The sequence below is a fragment of the Lysinibacillus sp. G4S2 genome (genome assembly GCF_030348505.1).
Classification (GTDB): Bacteria; Bacillota; Bacilli; order Bacillales_A; family Planococcaceae; genus Lysinibacillus.
Genome location: NZ_JAUCFJ010000002.1, coordinates 2,366,375 through 2,383,928 on the forward strand (window position 1 = coordinate 2,366,375; position 17,554 = coordinate 2,383,928).

Genomic DNA, 17,554 nt, shown 5'->3' on the forward strand with positions numbered 1-17,554 from the left:
TCAGTGTAACGGCATTGGAGGATTTTTTATGAATACATATTATAAATGGATCATCGTTTTAGTAGCTACGCTTTCGCAAACTGCCGCAACTTTTGTAACGTACGGCATGGGACCAATTGCTACATTTTATCAAACTGAATGGAATTTATCATCGTTCCAAGCAGGATTTATCGTTTCTGCTGTCAATATTGGGCCGCTATTTTCCATGATTGTGTTCGGCTATTTCATGGATAAGAAAGGGGAAAAACAAATCATCGGATGGGGCTCTATTTTACTAGGATTCTCAGCTTTACTGCTCATGTTGGCAAATAACTATACGGTGTTACTATTTTTATTAATAGTCGTAGGAATATGGTACGGAAGTGCGCAAACAGGGGGCAGCGCGGCCATCGTGAAATGGTTTCCAGATAAACATCGAGGGCTGGCGATTGGCATTCGACAAACAGGCATTCCGATTGGCGGCGCTTTAGCATCAGTCATCCTCACATATATGTACCATCATTATAACCTGACATCGGTGCATCTTGTACAAGGTTTGGTTGCGATTGCAGGTGGATTAATTTTTTTACTTATTTATCAAGAACCTAAAAATCATATCGCAACGGCGGCAGCATCGGTAACCTTTAAAGAAAAGATGAGTGCCATTAAAAATAACAAAGATTTATACCCGATTTATATTGTAGGTATCGTCATGATGACCTTGCAAATGATACTTGTTGCCCATTTTATGAGTTATTTACATCAAGAGGGTAATTATTCATTGACGGAGGCTGGGCAGTATTTAAGCCTTGTATTATTAGGAGGTATGATTGGAAGGGTAGCTATTGCCTGGATTAGTGATCAATTTTTTGCACAAAAACGGGAGCATTTATTAATCATGGTAATGGCTAGTGCAGTTATTTTCACAGTTCTATTGCCTTTTATATTGCAGGAGAAAAATTTAATGCCACTATTTTGCTTTGTATTAGGCTTTGTAGCGCTTGGTTGGTATTCATTGTATATTGCTTGTGTGACAGAGCGTTCAAATCCCCATTATGTTGGTCTAACCGTAAGTGCAGCCTTGACGTTGAATCAATTATTTATTGTTATTGCGCCTTCGTTATTTGGACTCATGGTAACAGTTTTTTCAAGCTATCAATTGGCGCTGGATATAGTTGCGATTTTCATAGCGCTAGGTGCAGTTAATTTATATAGATCTTTGAAAAGGCTTGAATTCAATAATCGGAGAAATGCGATATGAATAAAGAAAAAAGTTCCATTTGGATTGATGCAAATATTGCTACAGTTTGGCAAGTAATTACGGATGAAGGGCAGCTGTCACAATGGTAGGCGCCAGGTTCAACATGGAAGATCCCTAAATTAGAAGCTGGTGAAAAAATAACTTTCACGTTAATGCCGAATGCACATAATCAGCTCTCCGAAAAATTATCGATGATGTAACGATACAAGAAGTCCTTCCGAAGCGGGAGTTTCCGTTTTACTTAGAAGTGCCATAAACATTAATTGCTATTGTCCTGAAGGGGCCACTGTCACCTTTAATATGAGCGGCTATGAGGCTTCTCTTACTAATTTGAAGGCGTGATATACTTACAATTTAAAAATGAACCCTGTATGAAGGCAAAAGTGCCACAATGCAGGGTTCATTTTTGCGTGATCGTTACATATCGTTAAATGAGTCCTTACTACGTCTTAGGTCTTAGATGAATTTAATTCGGAGGGGCGTTTTTATAAATTGGTATTTTGATACAATCATGTTAGTGGTATATTATACAGCAGGAGGAATTATATTGAAAAAATTTATCGGTTTTGGATTATTAATAAGTGCTTCATTACTTGCTTTATCAGGATGTAACTCTGTCATTCCAGGCAAAACTAAAGATGAAACGATCTTAGTTGAAAAGGATGATGCAGAGAAGTTAGATGTTGAATTACAATTCGGTGTTGGAGATATGACAGTTAAAAAAGGCGCTAAAGATTGGGTTGAGGGTACTGCTCAATATAATATTAATAAACTGGCACCAAGAGTTGACTATGACTTACGCGGCAAGACTGGAGAAGTAGTGATTGATCATAAAGGTTCTACTAATGTAGGTTTAGGAAAAATAAAAAATACATGGGATATCCAACTGAATGAAGATATTCCAATGGATCTCTACGTTGAAACAGGTGCCTCAGAAGCAGAACTTGATTTACAAGGTCTGCAATTGGAAAAATTAGATATTGAAACAGGAGTTGGCGATCTCACTGTAAATTTAGGCGGAGATTGGAAAAAAAGCTTCAAAGCGAACATTGAAACAGGTGTTGGTGAAACTACTGTCGTTCTACCATCGAAGGTTGGGGTAAAGCTGACGACAGAAGAGGGCATCGGCTCTTCCAATATAGAAGATTTTATCTCAAAAGGGAATGGCGTTTATGTCAATGAAGCATATGAAAATGCGGATGTAGTGCTTGAGGTGCACTCTGAAATCGGTGTAGGCGACATTACTTTTAAATTGGATAAATAATGAAAAGTTTAGTAGGCTACTTTGGATGAAGTAGTCTGCTTTTTTTGTTCTACATACAATCTCCTGTGGGAAAAGTCGAGGATACTTGGCAGTCGGTCGGCGGAAGGTTTCTGGAAGCTTAATACATCTTGCCCGGAGAACTAGAAGCGATGGATGGAAGCGGCGAAGCGGCGGATAGAGGAGTGGAAGTGACGGATAGAAGAGCCAAGGCGACGGATAAAAGCGAAAGTGGCGGATAGAAGAGTCAAAGTCGTGGATAGAAGAGTGGAAATCGTGGATAGAAGAGCCAAAGTCGTGGATAGAAGAGCGAAAGTGGCGGATAGAAGAGCCAAAGTCGCGGATAGAAAGTCAAAGCGACGGATAGAAGAGCCAAAGTGACGGATAGAAGAGCTGAAGCGACGGTAGAAGAGTCGAAGTGACGGATAGAAGATGCAAAGCGACGGATAGAAGAGCCAAGGCGACGGATAAAAGCGAAAGTGGCGGATAGAAGAGTCAAAGTCGTGGATAGAAGAGTCGAAGTGACGGATAGAAGCGCCAAAGAACCGAGCAGCTAGGGAAACTTTATATTGCGTCTCATTTCAACATTTGATATAGAGCCATTTTATTCTATTAGAAAAAGAATTTTTTAAAAGTGAAACCTTTTGATAGGGTTAATTACTCTAAGTATTGAAAGGAGGAAACAGCATGGAACATAATATTTCAATCGTCAAACAGGCTATTGCAGGGAATAAGGAAGCGTTTGAGCAGCTACTCATTTTAGAGGAAGAAAAACTATTTTATACTGCGCTTTCTTATGTTGGCCAAAAAGAGGACGCACTGGATGCGATTCAAGAGGCAGCGTGTAAAGCCTATTTAACCGTTCATCAGCTAAAGCACCCGGAATTTTTTTCCACGTGGCTGTTTCGTATTTTAATTAATGAGTGCTACCAATTACTTAAAAAAGGGCAAAAAATTATTCCTTATGAAGAAAGTGAATTATTAAATCGTTTACAACATGAAGAAAATGTCAGTGCGAATCCCATTGATTTATCGGATGCTATACAGCATTTGAATCATTCTCAACAAATGGCCATTATTTTATTTTATTATCACGATTTACCGATTAAAGAAATTTCGGAAGTAATGGAGAAGCCGGTAAGCACTATTAAAACGTATTTGCATCGTGGTAAAAAACAGTTGAAGCGAGAATTAGAAAGGAGTGCAACGTTCAATGAAAAAGTCATTTAATGAAAACGGACCCCTTCCAGAATTCCCAAGAGATGAGGTACGAGCATCGATTACAAAAGGAATACAACAAGCAGAGGAGCAAACGAAAATGAGTCAAACACCTATCCAAATTAAAAGAAAAAGTAAACGTAAACCATTATTATATGTAGCAAGTACGGCAGCCGCATTTAGTATTATGATTGGTTCTGCAGCCTATGTATCACCAACGTTCGCAAGTACTTTATCACAGCTACCGATTGTCGGGTCGGTATTTAGTAACTCTGGCTTACTTGGGCTAAAACAAGCAAGCGAACAAGGGTTAACGAGCACTATTGGAGAAAAGCAGACAATTAACGGTATTTCCGTAACAGTAGATGAAGTACTTTATGATGAATCTAATATTACTGTAGGCATTACAATTGATTCTGAAAAGGAATTAAGTAATGAATACTTTGGTGCAGGGTTTGATTGCACTATAAATGGTAAAAATCCTGAGGCGAGTTCTGGTTCCTATGGTGAAAAAGTTTTAAGTCCGACAGTTCGTACTGGTATCGCGACATTTGATGTGAAGGACGACATGCCAGATTCCTTTGACATGGGCTTAGTGCTGGAAGGTAAAGGAGGGGAAAAATGGGAATTTACAGCGCCGGTTAAAAAAATTACGGATATTGTTTATGTTCCTGTCAACCATCAACAACAGGCAGATGGCATTCAACTAGATGTTTCAAAAATTTCATTGAGTCCTACAGGTGTATCACTGGACTATAAAGCGACTGAAAAAGGAACAATTGATAATGCACAAATAGGCGCATCGTTTATAGAATTCCGTATCACGGATGAACATGGCAAAGAAATCACTTCACATTCAGGTGGCGGAGAAGGTCATTTCAATGATGGTCTATGGAATTTTAGTAGCACAAAATCCTTTGACCCGATTTCGAAAGATGTTCAAAAATTAATTATTATACCGTATTTAATGCTTCCTTCAGGTGGTGGTGGCGTTCAAATTGATAATGCTGGGGTAGAAACGAAAATTCCTTTCGATAAATCATCCCTTAAAGAAGTGAAATTCCAGCCTTTCACAGTAGAAATCCCTTCACAACAAAAATAATGAAAAAAGCGTCAAATGCAAACTTTGTATTTGGCGCTTATTTTATGGTAGTTTTAAGAAAGCATGAGTTTTGAAGGAGCGAATAGATTGAAAATTTATACATACAAACAATCAGCGGCGATTGAGTCAACAGAGGCTGTAGCAGTTTTAAATGAAGCGGGGGAAGTGTCGTCTACGGTTCAACGCGTTTATTCTAATGGATTGAAAAAAGCGTTTGACCGCACTATGGACTATCGTTATTTTGTGCGTTTCGATGTCAGTGATGTCGCTGGTCAGCCTCTTTTCACTTGTAAAAAGGTGTCACGTCGTGGCCGAGTGCATTTCAAAGGCAAGGATTTCATCACAGGGAAGGACTATATGATTGCTTATGATGGCTGGCAAATTATGATCCCTGATTTAATCATTACAGATGGCGAGCAAAAAATTAATCTGAACAAAGAGATGGAAGACTGGTCCGTATTTTCTCTAGAGGATCAACCAATTGCACGTTGGCAGGCTATTTTTTGTGAGACTCATTTTGAAATTACTCTGCAAATTGAAGACAATAGCCCGATACAGCATGAAGCCTTTTTTATTGCGATTGGACAGGCAGTGTTGTTTGTTGGCGCGTGAAATGTCGATAAATTTGAAAAAGTAGGAGATAAACTGAAAAAGTTAGGTGATAAATCTTTGTAATAAAGTATGGAGCAAATCTAAAGTGCATGTTTTGAAAAAAATAATCAAAACATGCTCTTATTTAATGTGGCAGATCAGGTCATTTCGATTTGAAGCGCCAATAGCTGCTCCAATGCTTCTTTTAATGGCGGTTGTGCCTTTTGGGCTACTGCTTCAAGTTTCTCCATGCTTCCAAAAATCCGGCGCAATACCATTTCGTATTCATAAATTTCTTTGCCTTTCAGCGCCTCGACAAGCTCAGGACTGTCGATGGTTAGATTTTTGACCAACGTGCCTTCATCAATCCCTCCTAGCAAAATGGATACAATTACTGGCATAAGCTCTATCTTTACGCCATGTGCCTCAATAAACGTCTCCGCATAGCTATCCTGCGCTGACTGATGCTCTGTATCTACGAGTTCCATATAGCGACAGACTAGTGGAAAATAATCTTCGCTGTATAAGCCAAGGCCCATTGCTGCATAAGTGCCTGGCATGACCGATTCCTCGCTCGGCTCTACATCCTCGTACCATGCGAACTCTTCCATAGCTGTATCCACATATTCTGCAAGCTTCGGGAACAAAGCAGGGTAGCTAAGCGCATTGGCGAAAAACTGATGTAGCTCGGACTTCGCCAGTTCCTTCAAAGGAAGGAAGTTCTTTTGGCTACTCTTTAACTTCAGCTGATAACTTTTAGGGAACGCTTGTTTCAAAAGATTGATAATATAATCCAACGCTTCTTTATAAGCAAGTTCTTCTTCGGAAAGAATGCAGATTTCTATCGTTTGTGTAATATCGTTGTTTCTGCCTTCTATCAGCTCTCCTCGATATGTATGAGCAAATTTACCGCTACCATTTTTCAAATAATCTGCAGCTTCCTTAGACCCCAATTGTACAGCAAGTTCCATATATTTCTGTGGGATATCCGTCTCTGTAAATCCAATTTGCAATGCCGCATAAAGAAAGAAATCCATTTCTCTAGTATCTACGGAAGGATGATCCTCTTTCAAAGTCCAGGTCATATCATAATCACCGGATCGGGTAAAATGCTGCAGTAAAAAGTAATCATTCACCCATTTTTTTAACGCCAAAGTATAACGACTAATCAAACCGTTTTTGAGCTCTTGATTAGTATTCAGCTTGTCGGAGAGACGACGAATCAACGGATCAATTACTACCACTTCCTGTTTCATTAGATCAGAATTGACCAAATGATAGGCGAAAAAGAAAACGTCTTTCTCATCAGGTAATACGGGCGAATCAGAAAGAATCCTCGTCTGAATAAAATGATCCAGCGTGTTTTGGAGTTGGTTCAACTTGGGCTCATTCAACAGCTGTTTGTTAAGGGTTAATTTCGACCTCTCCCACTCAAACTCAAATACAACTTCAAGTTTGTAATCAAAGAAACGAGATCCTAGTTCCTCCGAGCGGAATAGGTCATCCACAAGCCCGCACAAGGCAGGGAAGAACTCATCTATCAGAAGTTCATCGGTCAACTCCATGATGTAAGCATCTGCTCCGAATTTATTCGAGCTGGATAATGATAATTTGGAGAAATCTATTTGAAATTTACCTTTAGACCAAGTAAACTTGCCTTTTCTCCATGCCACTCTGAGGTAGTTATGAACTCCAGCTTGTAACGTTCTTTGATTCTCAAACTCATTGATTCTTTTGCTTTCTTGTTCGTAAATTGTAGTGATTTCTTTCCATACCTTATTTAGCAAAGCTTCTGCTGCCTGATTCAACGATCCTCCTCCTAATATAGTGTTGTAGTTAATATAAGTAAAAGCTGTAATGTTTCTACTTGATATATTTTACACTAAAAGCGAACATCTTAAATGCTTGTTCATCTCCGTTTTGTGCTAACTCTACTAATAATACTTGCTTTGTAGTAATGAAAATCGCCTCCTTCCGACTATTAGACTTGGCAAATCGTCATTTCGATTCAATTATTTTTATTTTATTGGAATTTAATGCTTAAACCCTAATTTATGGTGATTAATCAATTTACTGCTATAATAGTATAAATTGATTTTCAAATGGAGGTAAGTAATATCTGGGGATTTAAAGAATATTATTAGCTGTTGCTTTCATTATGTTGAATTTCGAATGGTATTTTATTTCAATAATAAAGAGCAATCGATTGAAGTGAATTTTCATTGAATCCCTTTGAGGAACAAATTAAAAGTATCGGTCTCATTAGCACTCAAAATGGGAAGAAAAAGAGATTTATGACTAGTAGATTTGCAAAAAAAGATATAAGTAAGAGTGATGAAAAGGATTAGTTATACAAGCTATAAAAGAGGAACGACATTTCTTTTAACGATTGATCAAGCTGGAGAATTTCTCTTCTTTCCAGGTAGCAAAATAAAAACAGCGGGAAAAATTTCAAGAAAATGAATAGTGCTTTACATCGAGAAGGGAAGAGAGACATGAAAAAAAAGCCGATTTTTGTGGAGATAGAGATAAATGCTCCCATCGACGAGGCGTGGACCTATACACAAAATCCAAAGCTGCATGAGCAGTGGGATTTACGTTTTACCTCTATTACATATTTAGAAAAAAATTCGCCGGATGAGCCACAACGATTTACCTATGAAACAAAGGTAATGCCAGGCTTGAAGGTGAGTGGCTGGGGTGAGAGTAAAGGGGAGCATCATAAAGAAGATGGCAGCAGAACATCCTCGTTACATTTTGGGACACCTCAAAAAATATCACCAATTGCAGAAGGGAAAGGATATTGGCAGTATATTCCTCATGATAAGGGACTCACATTTTTAACACAGTATGACTATGATGTTCGCTATGGAAAATTAGGAAAGTTATTTGATAGAGTGTTTCGTCCAATAATGGGCTGGGCAACAGCTCTTAGCTTTGATGTCTTAAAAAGATGGCTTGAAAAGGGAGAAAATCCTTCTTCTCAGTATCGTCGCTTCTTTTTAACATTTCTAATCAGTGTGCTTTTTTGTTTTGTGTGGTTGTACCATGGCCTTGTGCCGAAAATCATTATGCAGCATCCTACTGAGGTGATGATGATTGAGGAATTATTAGGTGGAGAGAACAGCAAGGTAAGTCAAATTGTTAGAGGGGTTGGCATTGCAGAGATCATCTTTGCACTTTTTTGGCTGTTACCTCGAGGGAAGCGCTTCATGTTTGGAGCTCAAATTTTACTATTTCCGCTTCTAACATTAGGGGCCATTTTAGCAGATAAAACGATTGCCACTGCTCCGTTCAATCCGGTGACATTCAATCTGGCTTTATGGGTATTGTCCATTATTGGGTTTGTACTTTGTAAAGATATACCGAGTGCAAAAAGCTGTAAGCGAAAGCGAGGAGGAACATCATGACGATTTATCAAACTTTATTAGGTGAGGATTTTTCTCGACTTCATCCAATGCTGCAAAAGCGTTATGCATTACCTGTAGAACAGCCTTTTTATGCTATTGGTGTAATGCATAAAATTGAGTCTGGTGCAAAGTGGCTGCGTCCCTTTTATGCGATGGCGACTAAAACTAGATTTTTGTTTCCTGAATCTGGTGAAGATGTGCCGTTTACAATTTGTAATACTTGTCGAGCATTGCCAAGCGGGGAACTAGAAGTATTGTGGGAGCGTACTTTCTATTTTTCTAACAAAACAAGACATTTTGATGCGAGGATGACGATTGATCCAGTTCAAAAAATAGTTAAGGATTACCTTGGCTCCCCAGCTCTTTTTTATTCGGATTTGCATTTTGCGGTGACACGTGAGGGGAGACTGGTCATTCGTTCTGGAGTTCAACGATTTGTAATGCCCCAAATAGAATGTTCGATACCAAAAATGTTGGAGGGACGTGTTGTTGTTGAGGAAGGATTTGATGAGATAAGGAATGTCTTTACGATTCATGTGTCCATTCATAATCCGTTGATAGGGAGGCTGATGATGTATGCTGGTGAATTTACGCAGCAATCTATGTAGCCCTGTCCCACTATTCGGGCTTGTGCTGTCGGTCGTTTGTTATTTCTTTAGCCCGCAGCCTGAATATATGATGCTACTGACAGTTGCACAGCTTATTTTTGTGCCTACAATGGTGAAAATGGTTATAGACTTTAACAAAGTCGGCGATGCCATTGTTGTTGTGATGATGGTTACTATTACGATGCTCCACTGGTGGTCTGAAGGTTGGATAGCAATTATTCTTGCACTTATTTATGTTGTTTATACGGCGTTTATAGCTTTACAAGGTGTGAAGCGGTTTTTACAGCGAGGCTTTACAAACATGGCTGAGATTTCGATTGATGTTGGGCTTATTTACATATTTATTGGGGGACTTTGGTTTTTTGCTTTTATTGCCAACATTGATACAGGTTTTTCATCATTGATAACGTGGTTAACAGCTATTCACTTTCATTACTCGGCTTGTTTATTAGCGATATCGATCGGTCTTTTTGGGCGAATACATAAGAGTAGATGGTACAATGCGGTCGTTGTTATTTTATTGACAGGCCCGCTTCTTGTTGCACTCGGAATAACGTTCTCTACAATGCTAGAAATTGTTTCAGTGACACTTTATATTGTTGCTATTTACAGCTTATTTTTCCTAGCTCTAAAAACGAAACTCCCTCGTGGTCAAGGTTTGCTTTTACGAATTTCCTATGGGTCTCTATGTATCACAATATTATGGTCGTTCATGTATGCATTTGGTCATGTTATAGGGAATGCCTATGTAGGAATACCAGAAATGCTAAAGTTTCATGGGGTCATAAATGGTGTTTTCTTCGGTAGTATGGGGGTACTAGCTTGGGCAATCCTTATTCCAGAATCGAAACATCAACCATTTCATTTTCCAGTTAGCCAAATTCGGGGGAAATTAAGAGAACGAAAAGATCCGCATCCTGGTTTAGTTGATGCGCTTAGTGACTTTGTTGAAACGGCAAAGCTGCCTCATGTGATCCCACATTTTTATGAAGAAACAAATCAGTATCGTTTGCAGGCATCTGTAAAGTGGAAACTATGGTTTAAACCGTTTGCTTTGATTTATCAAGGCTTAAGTCGTTTCATGCAACAACTGAATTTGCCCTTTTCTAGTAAGCGAATCGAGATGACAGGTATGATTGTTAAAGTAGATGAGCAGCAAGATGGGCGACTAGCTCCACGTGCATGGATTCGGAAAATAGATAAACAAACTACCTTTGTTGCCATCTATTCAAAGCATACAACAGGGGAAACAACCTATATGAATATTGCGCTCCCACTGCCTTTTTCAACAATGATTGGGGTGTTATATTTATATGAAGATAATGGAGATTTACATTTAACAAGCAATCATGCTGGAGATGCAGGAATATATTTAGCGATTAATCGTTTTTTATTGAGACTTCCTTTACATGAACATTTTGTCATTACCGCAGAAGATGAAACAACACTAACTGCCATACATAAAATGCGGATTTTTGGTGTATCATTTTTACAAATTGACTATCAAATTACAAGGAAATAGATAATTATTGAAGGCGTCTGTTTGCAGAAGGAGCATAATGACAGGGGTGATTTGTTGCGCTTAACAAAAGGAATTTCAGGTTTTGATGCAGATCATTTAATTGAACAGGATATGTGGACATTCCAGTCAATGGTATATCATTTAGTTACAAGTGAAAAGCGGGCGAAAACGTTACAATTTATCAATAACCCTCACTTTGTTTATATGCAAGCAGTGATTCAATTGGCGAATGAACAATTTACAATTCTACATCACAGACTTATGCCCTATGTTTCATTTGCTAAGTATGATGAGGAACTAAGTTTTCAATTTGTAACAAAAACTCACCTGCACAAATATTTTCCGATGCGTAAATGTTTTGAAGCCGTCACACTCAATACTTTGTTAACACGAGATAAGGAGCTACACAGCTTATCTGAAGTAGAGTGGAAGTATATTTTATATTTTGATAGTAAAACAATTGGAGACGTTATATTTAATTGTTGGGATTGATGATAGTTTTTCTATAGAATGGAATAGCTCATTTATAGGGCTGTTCTTTTTTTAGAACAAAAGTCTTGTTTAACTATTTTAAAGTAGTTCATCCGTTTAATTAATAATGTTAATGGAAGATGCTAGAAAATACATAAAAATCACCTAGTTATTTCATTTGATATAGGAAAAATTCACAAATCACCATAGTCCTATTTAAAAATGGTAGATTAATATTGATAGATAAAATTCAAGATTAGGGGCTTATCACCAAAAGTTGTGGATGACATTTGTTAAGACATATACCTTGTATATTAGTTACCGGTTGGGCGACTCCTTAGGACTATCGGATGCCCTCAGGAAGCTCTGCTCTGCACGAAAGCAAAGCGTCAGCAACAAATGTTTTCTGTAGCGAAAGCAAAGCGTCAGCAACAAATGTTTTCTGTAGCGAAAGCAAAGCGTCAGCAACAAATGTTTTCTGTAGCGAAAGCAAAGCGTCAGCAACAAATGTTTTCTGTAGCGAAAGCAAAGCGTCAGCAACAAATGTTTTATCTGTGCGAAAGCGAAGCGTCAGCGACAAAGCGCTCAGTCGGAACGGAAATCAACCACACATTATGAGTGATGAGCCAGTTTAGGCACATTTAAGTTGTATTTGGAAAATAAGGAGAATTTGAAATGAACTTTAAGTCAATTAGTAAAAGAATCGTTTTTTCCTTCAGTATTGTAGTAGCAGTTGTGATTTTATACATAGGTTACAATTTTTATGCAGTCAAGCAAAGTAATAAAGCAACAGAACAAATTATTGATGAAGAATTGCAATTACTAATTACTGATTATGAGGAAGCTCAAACGATAGGGCTAAGAATTGCCGCAATTAGAGGATATATACTTTCTGGTGATGACAAGTATAAGGAAATTTTCGAAGATAATGTAAAGCATGCTCAAGAAAATGAAAAAATACGTTTAGCATTGACAGATTCGGAAGATTTCAATAAATATGCAAAAATGGCTAAGGAATGGACCCGCTATGTTAGAGAAGAAGTATTTGATGTTTATGATCAAGGCCAGGTTGAATTAGCGAAGGAAAATTTAGCTAGTATGAGTGAAAAGGCTACGGAAATACGTGAAGGCTTTGAGGGGTTAGCCGAGGAACGGAAGCAATCGATAAATGCGTTGGGCGCAGACATTATTAAAGCAGGAGAGACTAAGCAGCTTACAGGTACGATCGTCGGTGCTGTGATTGTTATCGTTGCAATGATCATTGCATTGTTTAGTGCTCGAGTAATTTCAAGACCAATCATCACAGTGACAAATCGTATGCAACAAATTACTGAAGGTGATCTAAGTGAGCCTCCACTTATTGTGAAATCAGAAGATGAAGTAGGGCAACTTATGGAAGCGACTAATACGATGTCGGATATTTTGAATCGTTTATTAAAGCAAATTCAAACAGTATCAAATGATGTAGCTGCACATAGTGAAGAGCTCATGCAATCATCGACAGAGGTGAAGACTGGTACGGAACAAATTGTCGATACAGTAGCTGAAATTGCTAATGGCACAGAAATGCAGGCAAGTAACGCATCAGATGTAGCTACAACAATGGCTGAATTCACCTTAAAGATGACAGATGTCAATAACAGCAGTAAGGATGTTCATCAGTATTCTCAAAACGTCATGGCTTTAACGAAAGAGGGCCAAGGATTAATGGACGCATCCACTGAGCAAATGACATCCATTCATCACATTGTGAAGGATGCTGTTTATAAAGTGGACGAACTGAGTAAACAAACACAGGAAATCTCAAAAATCGTGGCTGTTATACAGGATATTGCTGCGCAAACGAATTTACTAGCGCTCAATGCTGCTATAGAAGCGGCGCGCGCAGGGGAGCATGGGAAAGGTTTTGCGGTCGTTGCAGATGAAGTTCGTAAACTCGCTGAACAAGTAGCTGTCTCTGTTGACGATATCACGGGCATTGTTCAAAGAATTCAGCAAGATTCTAACATGGTGACATCTTCACTGGAAACTGGCTTTGGCGAGGTTGAAAAAGGTACAACCCAAATCGCTTCGACAAATGAAACTTTCAGCCAGATTGCAGAGGCTGTGTACTCGATGTCAACGAATATTGACAGCATGTCGATAAAGCTAGAAGACGTAGTACAAAATACTATTAATATTCATAAATCAGTGGATGAAATTGCCGCTATATCAGAACAATCAGCAGCAGGAATTCAAGAAACCTCTGCAACAATCGAACAAGCAGCAAGCTCTATGGATGAAATCAACAATAGTTCAGTAAATTTAGCGGACATGGCGGAGAATTTAAACGACCTCACTAGAAAGTTTAAATTATAACTCAGCACAACTCTAAAATTGTTTAGATTTTCTTTATGATGAAATGAAAAAAATGATAAGAATAAACATGAAACCAGCAATTGACGACAATGAATCGGGTAATTGCTGGTTTTGTTTTGTTTGAAAAGATGTGATGTGGCTTAAAAGAGAGGATGCATTTAGAAGATAATCAGGTGTAAAATAATAGTAGGTGTGTTGATTAACCATTTTTATCCACCTTAATTAAATTAGAAGGAACTGATTTCCGCTACGGGCTACAAGCTCTTCATCATAACATGTGGTTGATTTCTTTGATAGAAAGAGCTTGGTTTCGATAAATGCCCAAATAGTTTCGATAAAATGAGGTTTTGTTTCGATAAATGCCCAAATAGTTTCGATAAAATGAGGTTTTGTTTCGATAAAAGCTCAAATAGTTTCGATAAAGAGCGATTTTGTTTCGATAAATCTTCAAAGTATCCCTATAAAACGAACGAAAGTAGCTTTAGCGATTCTGTTTTGGGACTCGACACTAAATAGTAATAAGAAAAACCCTTTCATCGATCAATAATAAACCTATTTTTTCCTAATCAACACGCCTAAAATAATAGTTTTATTTTAGGTTTATACTACAATGTTTTGTTATAATTAGGTGAGGTGCGAATAGCAAGCTGACATAATTTTTAGATGGATCCGAGAATTCATTTAAAAATGAGTGTTTAATTTTTAATGTTTTATTTCAAAAAGACTATATGTATTAATTGTTTTGTTAATAAGTTGATTTATTTATTAATATTATGTTGAAATTTGTAGTCTCTTCTCGTATGGGGGGAGTGGATTGAAATACGCCATCCATGCGTCAACCCTCCCAACTAAACGTCTCTTCTCGTATGGGGAGAGTGGATTGAAATGCTTAAATTTAATTTTTCAGGTGGTCTTAGTCCTGTCTCTTCTCGTATGGGGAGAGTGGATTGAAATGTTACAAGAGTGGGTATCGGAATTTTTCATAAGGGTCTCTTCTCGTATGGGGAGAGTGGATTGAAATTGCATCACGACCAGTTACAACGGTTCTTAATGATGTCTCTTCTTGTATGGGGAGAGTGGATTGAAATTTTAGTTTGAAAATCAGAAAAATATAGATGGTATCCCGTCTCTTCTCGCATGAAGAGACTAGATTGAAAATTATTTAATTAAGAAGGTGAATATAATTGTCGGTCAAAGACTTTATTGCGCATATACGAACTAGTGACGGGGCGGAGCAATTGTTAGTAGATCATTTAAAAGAGGTGCAATATATTGCTGAAGAAATTGGACAGAAAATTGGGCTTAAGCATGTAACAGGACTTGCAGGTATGTTACATGATATGGGCAAATTTAGTGAAGCGTTCCAGAAATATATTCGCGATACGGTGGCAAATCCATCTGATCCACCAAAACGTGGGAGTGTTGATCACTCAACGGCTGGTGGCAAATTTTTGATGGAGCATTTTCAACGTGAAAATCCTGTTTCCCCTTTTTTAGTAGAGTGTGTTGCTAATGCTATTTTTTCACATCATGGACAGTTACTAGATATGGTAGATATGGATGGGCAGTCGCCTTTTGTGAATCGGCTGACATCTGAAAAGAATATTGATTTTTCACAAGTGAAACAGCGTTTTTTACGAAATATGTATGATTTATCCTATATGAAAAATTACGTTATAAAGGCTGCAAATGAATTGGAAACGTATCTTATAAATAAACTGAAAAATGCGAAAACAACAGAGGGAGTAGCTAGTGTCATACAAAAAGAAATAAGTTTTGTCACGGTATTTATTTTTAGTGCTTTGATTGATGCAGACCGTCGCAATTCTCGAGCATTTGAGGAACAAGAGAAAATTACAGCTTTCGATGTTCAATCACTTTGGCAAACTTTTGAAGAACACTTAAATAAAAATTTGATCGAAAAGCAGAAAAATTCTTTACCTAACGAAGTTACACGTTTACGCAAACAAATGTCAATAGATTGTCTTGATAAAGCATCACTACCAACAGGTATTTATACACTATCTATTCCTACAGGCGGTGGAAAAACATTAGCAAGTCTTCGTTTTGCCCTGCGACATGCACAGCTCCATCAAAAGCAACGTATTATTTACATAGTCCCGTACACGACCGTTATTGAGCAAAATGCACAAGAGGTGCGTGAAGTTTTACAGGCTGAAGATTATGTATTGGAGCATCACAGTAATGTAATTGAGGATACTGAACACAATGGAAATCTATCCTTTAAGGAATATCAAGTGGCAAGAAGGTTGAATATAGCAAAGGATGATTGGGATGTACCAATAATTTTTACGACGATGGTACAATTTTTAGAGACGTTTTATAGTGGTAAGTCGCGTAATATGAGAAGGTTACATAACTTAGCAAACAGCATTCTTATTTTTGACGAAGTGCAATCCGTACCGATTCATTGTGTATCTTTGTTTAATGAGGCGTTGAATTTCATGAAAAATACATGTAATACAACATCTATACTATGTACAGCTACACAACCTGCTCTACAGCTTGTAAGCAATAATATTGAGATTGATGAGGAACTTGTAGAAGACTTACCAACGATTATTCAAGCATTTAAACGTACTTCCATCACACCGCTCTTAAAAAATAAGGGGTGGAACACGGAGGAACTAAGTGGTTTTGTTGAAGAATCATTAATCACACGTAACAATGTATTAGTTATTTTAAATACAAAAAAAGCAGTTCGTGACTTATACGAACAATTTAAATATGCTGATTTTGATGTTGTACATTTAAGTACTGGCATGTGTCCTATGCATCGAAAGAAAAAAATTGAAGAGATGAGACAGAAACTTCATAGAAAGGAAAAGTTTGTTTGTATTAGTACTCAATTGATTGAAGCAGGGGTGGATATAAGCTTTAAGTGTGTTATCCGCTCGTTAGCTGGATTAGACTCTATTGCTCAGGCTGCAGGACGTTGTAATCGTAATGGTGAGGTAGAAATACAAGACGTATATGTCTTTAACCATGCAGAGGAATCGCTCAGCAAGCTACCAACTATTAAAATGGGCGGGGAATGTTCGCGTTATATAATGAAGGATTTACAGGATAATCCTGCACTATTTGGTGGTAATTTAATGTCAACCGAAGCAATGATGCATTATTTTAATCGTATTTATCGTGCGTTTGATTCAACGTTGAATTACCCATTACCAAAACTTAATACAACAATTTATGAGTTATTGTTTCGTTTAGATACAGATGAGAATAAAGCATATATTAAAGGACCTGGTAGGTATTATCCATTAGCAACCTTAGCTAGTTATAAAACAGCTTTTTCTTATTTTGAAGTGATTGACGCCAATACACAGGGTGTACTTGTGCCTTATGGTGAGGGGAAAGATCTTATTAGTCAGCTCGTAGATTGTGAGCCAATCGATGATTATCAAGTATTTTTGAAAAAAGCGCAGCAATTTAGCGTAAACTTGTTCCAACATGATTTTGAGAAATTAAAGCAAAATAATCAGCTGATTGTTGTACAGTTTGGATCCTTTAATATGTATGCTGCAAAGGAAACGGCATACGATGATCAATTTGGAATAAGTGTTCAAGGAGAAGCACAGTTAGAGGATTGTATTATTTAAAAATGAAAAGCAGCTCATTGCTTTTCGTGTAGTGAGCTGCATTCAAACTTAAATGATATAGTATATTTTTCAATCCACGCTATTAAGCGACATTAATAATAATAGCATAATTCTTGAGGAGTTAAAGTTTTAATTTAAATAAATGTTCAT

Annotated in this window: 14 protein-coding genes and 1 CRISPR repeat array; of the genes, 12 read left to right on the top strand and 2 right to left on the bottom strand. The window is 37.6% G+C overall.

Annotation, left to right across the window (positions count from 1 at the left end; genetic code table 11):
* The first annotated feature begins 28 nt into the window (after window positions 1-28).
* A complete protein-coding gene (locus QUF91_RS12105) occupies window positions 29-1,240 on the top strand; it encodes an MFS transporter (RefSeq protein WP_289417931.1) in 1,212 nt (403 codons plus the stop codon).
* A gap of 547 nt (window positions 1,241-1,787) precedes the next feature.
* Window positions 1,788-2,504, top strand: coding sequence for a toast rack family protein (locus QUF91_RS12110; RefSeq protein ID WP_289417932.1), 717 nt, complete (start codon window positions 1,788-1,790; stop codon window positions 2,502-2,504).
* Window positions 2,505-2,748: 244 nt separating this feature from the next.
* On the opposite strand, the gene QUF91_RS12115 is transcribed toward QUF91_RS12110, so the two are convergent.
* Window positions 2,749-3,042 (bottom strand): hypothetical protein, encoded by a 294-nt coding sequence (locus tag QUF91_RS12115; RefSeq protein WP_289417933.1) that lies wholly within the window; start codon window positions 3,040-3,042, stop codon window positions 2,749-2,751.
* 146 nt (window positions 3,043-3,188) lie between these two features.
* Between QUF91_RS12115 and QUF91_RS12120 the strand changes: the two genes are divergently transcribed.
* The 3 genes from QUF91_RS12120 to QUF91_RS12130 all read left to right on the top strand — a co-directional run bounded on the left by QUF91_RS12120 (window position 3,189) and on the right by QUF91_RS12130 (window position 5,433).
* The gene (locus QUF91_RS12120; RefSeq protein ID WP_289417934.1) at window positions 3,189-3,731 is read left to right on the top strand and encodes a sigma-70 family RNA polymerase sigma factor; all 543 of its coding nucleotides are present in this window, start codon (window positions 3,189-3,191) and stop codon (window positions 3,729-3,731) included.
* Window positions 3,715-4,821 (top strand): DUF4179 domain-containing protein, encoded by a 1,107-nt coding sequence (locus QUF91_RS12125; RefSeq protein WP_289417935.1) that lies wholly within the window; start codon window positions 3,715-3,717, stop codon window positions 4,819-4,821. The genes QUF91_RS12120 and QUF91_RS12125 overlap by 17 nt, the downstream gene beginning before the upstream one ends.
* An 87-nt stretch (window positions 4,822-4,908) precedes the next feature.
* Window positions 4,909-5,433 (top strand): tubby C-terminal domain-like protein, encoded by a 525-nt coding sequence (locus QUF91_RS12130; RefSeq protein WP_285397418.1) that lies wholly within the window; start codon window positions 4,909-4,911, stop codon window positions 5,431-5,433.
* Window positions 5,434-5,570: 137 nt separating this feature from the next.
* On the opposite strand, the gene QUF91_RS12135 is transcribed toward QUF91_RS12130, so the two are convergent.
* Entirely contained in the window at window positions 5,571-7,220 is a 1,650-nt protein-coding gene (locus QUF91_RS12135) for a DUF6138 family protein (protein ID WP_289417936.1), read from the bottom strand.
* Between the two features lie 687 nt (window positions 7,221-7,907).
* Here QUF91_RS12135 and QUF91_RS12140 point away from each other — a divergent pair.
* The 7 genes from QUF91_RS12140 to cas3 all read left to right on the top strand — a co-directional run bounded on the left by QUF91_RS12140 (window position 7,908) and on the right by cas3 (window position 17,404).
* On the top strand, window positions 7,908-8,822 hold the full coding sequence (locus QUF91_RS12140) for a DoxX-like family protein (protein WP_289417937.1): 915 nt from the start codon (window positions 7,908-7,910) through the stop codon (window positions 8,820-8,822).
* Entirely contained in the window at window positions 8,819-9,430 is a 612-nt protein-coding gene (locus QUF91_RS12145) for a DUF4166 domain-containing protein (protein ID WP_289417938.1), read from the top strand. Before QUF91_RS12140 ends, QUF91_RS12145 begins: the two co-directional genes overlap by 4 nt.
* Entirely contained in the window at window positions 9,399-10,952 is a 1,554-nt protein-coding gene (locus QUF91_RS12150; RefSeq protein ID WP_289417939.1) for a YndJ family protein, read from the top strand. Before QUF91_RS12145 ends, QUF91_RS12150 begins: the two co-directional genes overlap by 32 nt.
* Before the next feature lie 54 nt (window positions 10,953-11,006).
* Entirely contained in the window at window positions 11,007-11,444 is a 438-nt protein-coding gene (locus QUF91_RS12155) for a hypothetical protein (RefSeq protein ID WP_289417940.1), read from the top strand.
* A 378-nt stretch (window positions 11,445-11,822) separates the two neighbouring features.
* The gene (locus QUF91_RS12160; RefSeq protein WP_289417941.1) at window positions 11,823-12,041 is read left to right on the top strand and encodes a hypothetical protein; all 219 of its coding nucleotides are present in this window, start codon (window positions 11,823-11,825) and stop codon (window positions 12,039-12,041) included.
* A gap of 57 nt (window positions 12,042-12,098) precedes the next feature.
* Window positions 12,099-13,781, top strand: a complete 1,683-nt coding sequence (locus tag QUF91_RS12165; RefSeq protein WP_289417942.1) for a methyl-accepting chemotaxis protein — start codon at window positions 12,099-12,101, stop codon at window positions 13,779-13,781.
* Window positions 13,782-14,569: 788 nt separating this feature from the next.
* A CRISPR array of direct repeats spans window positions 14,570-14,870; the repeat unit is 34 nt; unit sequence GTCTCTTCTCGTATGGGGAGAGTGGATTGAAATG.
* Window positions 14,871-14,965: 95 nt separating this feature from the next.
* A complete protein-coding gene (gene cas3 / locus QUF91_RS12170; protein WP_289417943.1) occupies window positions 14,966-17,404 on the top strand; it encodes a CRISPR-associated helicase Cas3' in 2,439 nt (812 codons plus the stop codon).
* Window positions 17,405-17,554 lie beyond the last annotated feature (150 nt).

What these genes read in the sequence shown, in the direction of transcription:
- QUF91_RS12105 (WP_289417931.1), top strand. Translation starts at nt 29, where the DNA reads ATGAATACATATTATAAATGGATCATCGTTTTAGTAGCTACGCTTTCG.
- QUF91_RS12120 (WP_289417934.1), top strand. Translation starts at nt 3,189, where the DNA reads ATGGAACATAATATTTCAATCGTCAAACAGGCTATTGCAGGGAATAAG.
- QUF91_RS12125 (WP_289417935.1), top strand. Translation starts at nt 3,715, where the DNA reads ATGAAAAAGTCATTTAATGAAAACGGACCCCTTCCAGAATTCCCAAGA.
- QUF91_RS12140 (WP_289417937.1), top strand. Translation starts at nt 7,908, where the DNA reads ATGAAAAAAAAGCCGATTTTTGTGGAGATAGAGATAAATGCTCCCATC.
- QUF91_RS12145 (WP_289417938.1), top strand. Translation starts at nt 8,819, where the DNA reads ATGACGATTTATCAAACTTTATTAGGTGAGGATTTTTCTCGACTTCAT.
- QUF91_RS12150 (WP_289417939.1), top strand. Translation starts at nt 9,399, where the DNA reads ATGCTGGTGAATTTACGCAGCAATCTATGTAGCCCTGTCCCACTATTC.
- QUF91_RS12160 (WP_289417941.1), top strand. Translation starts at nt 11,823, where the DNA reads ATGTTTTCTGTAGCGAAAGCAAAGCGTCAGCAACAAATGTTTTCTGTA.
- QUF91_RS12165 (WP_289417942.1), top strand. Translation starts at nt 12,099, where the DNA reads ATGAACTTTAAGTCAATTAGTAAAAGAATCGTTTTTTCCTTCAGTATT.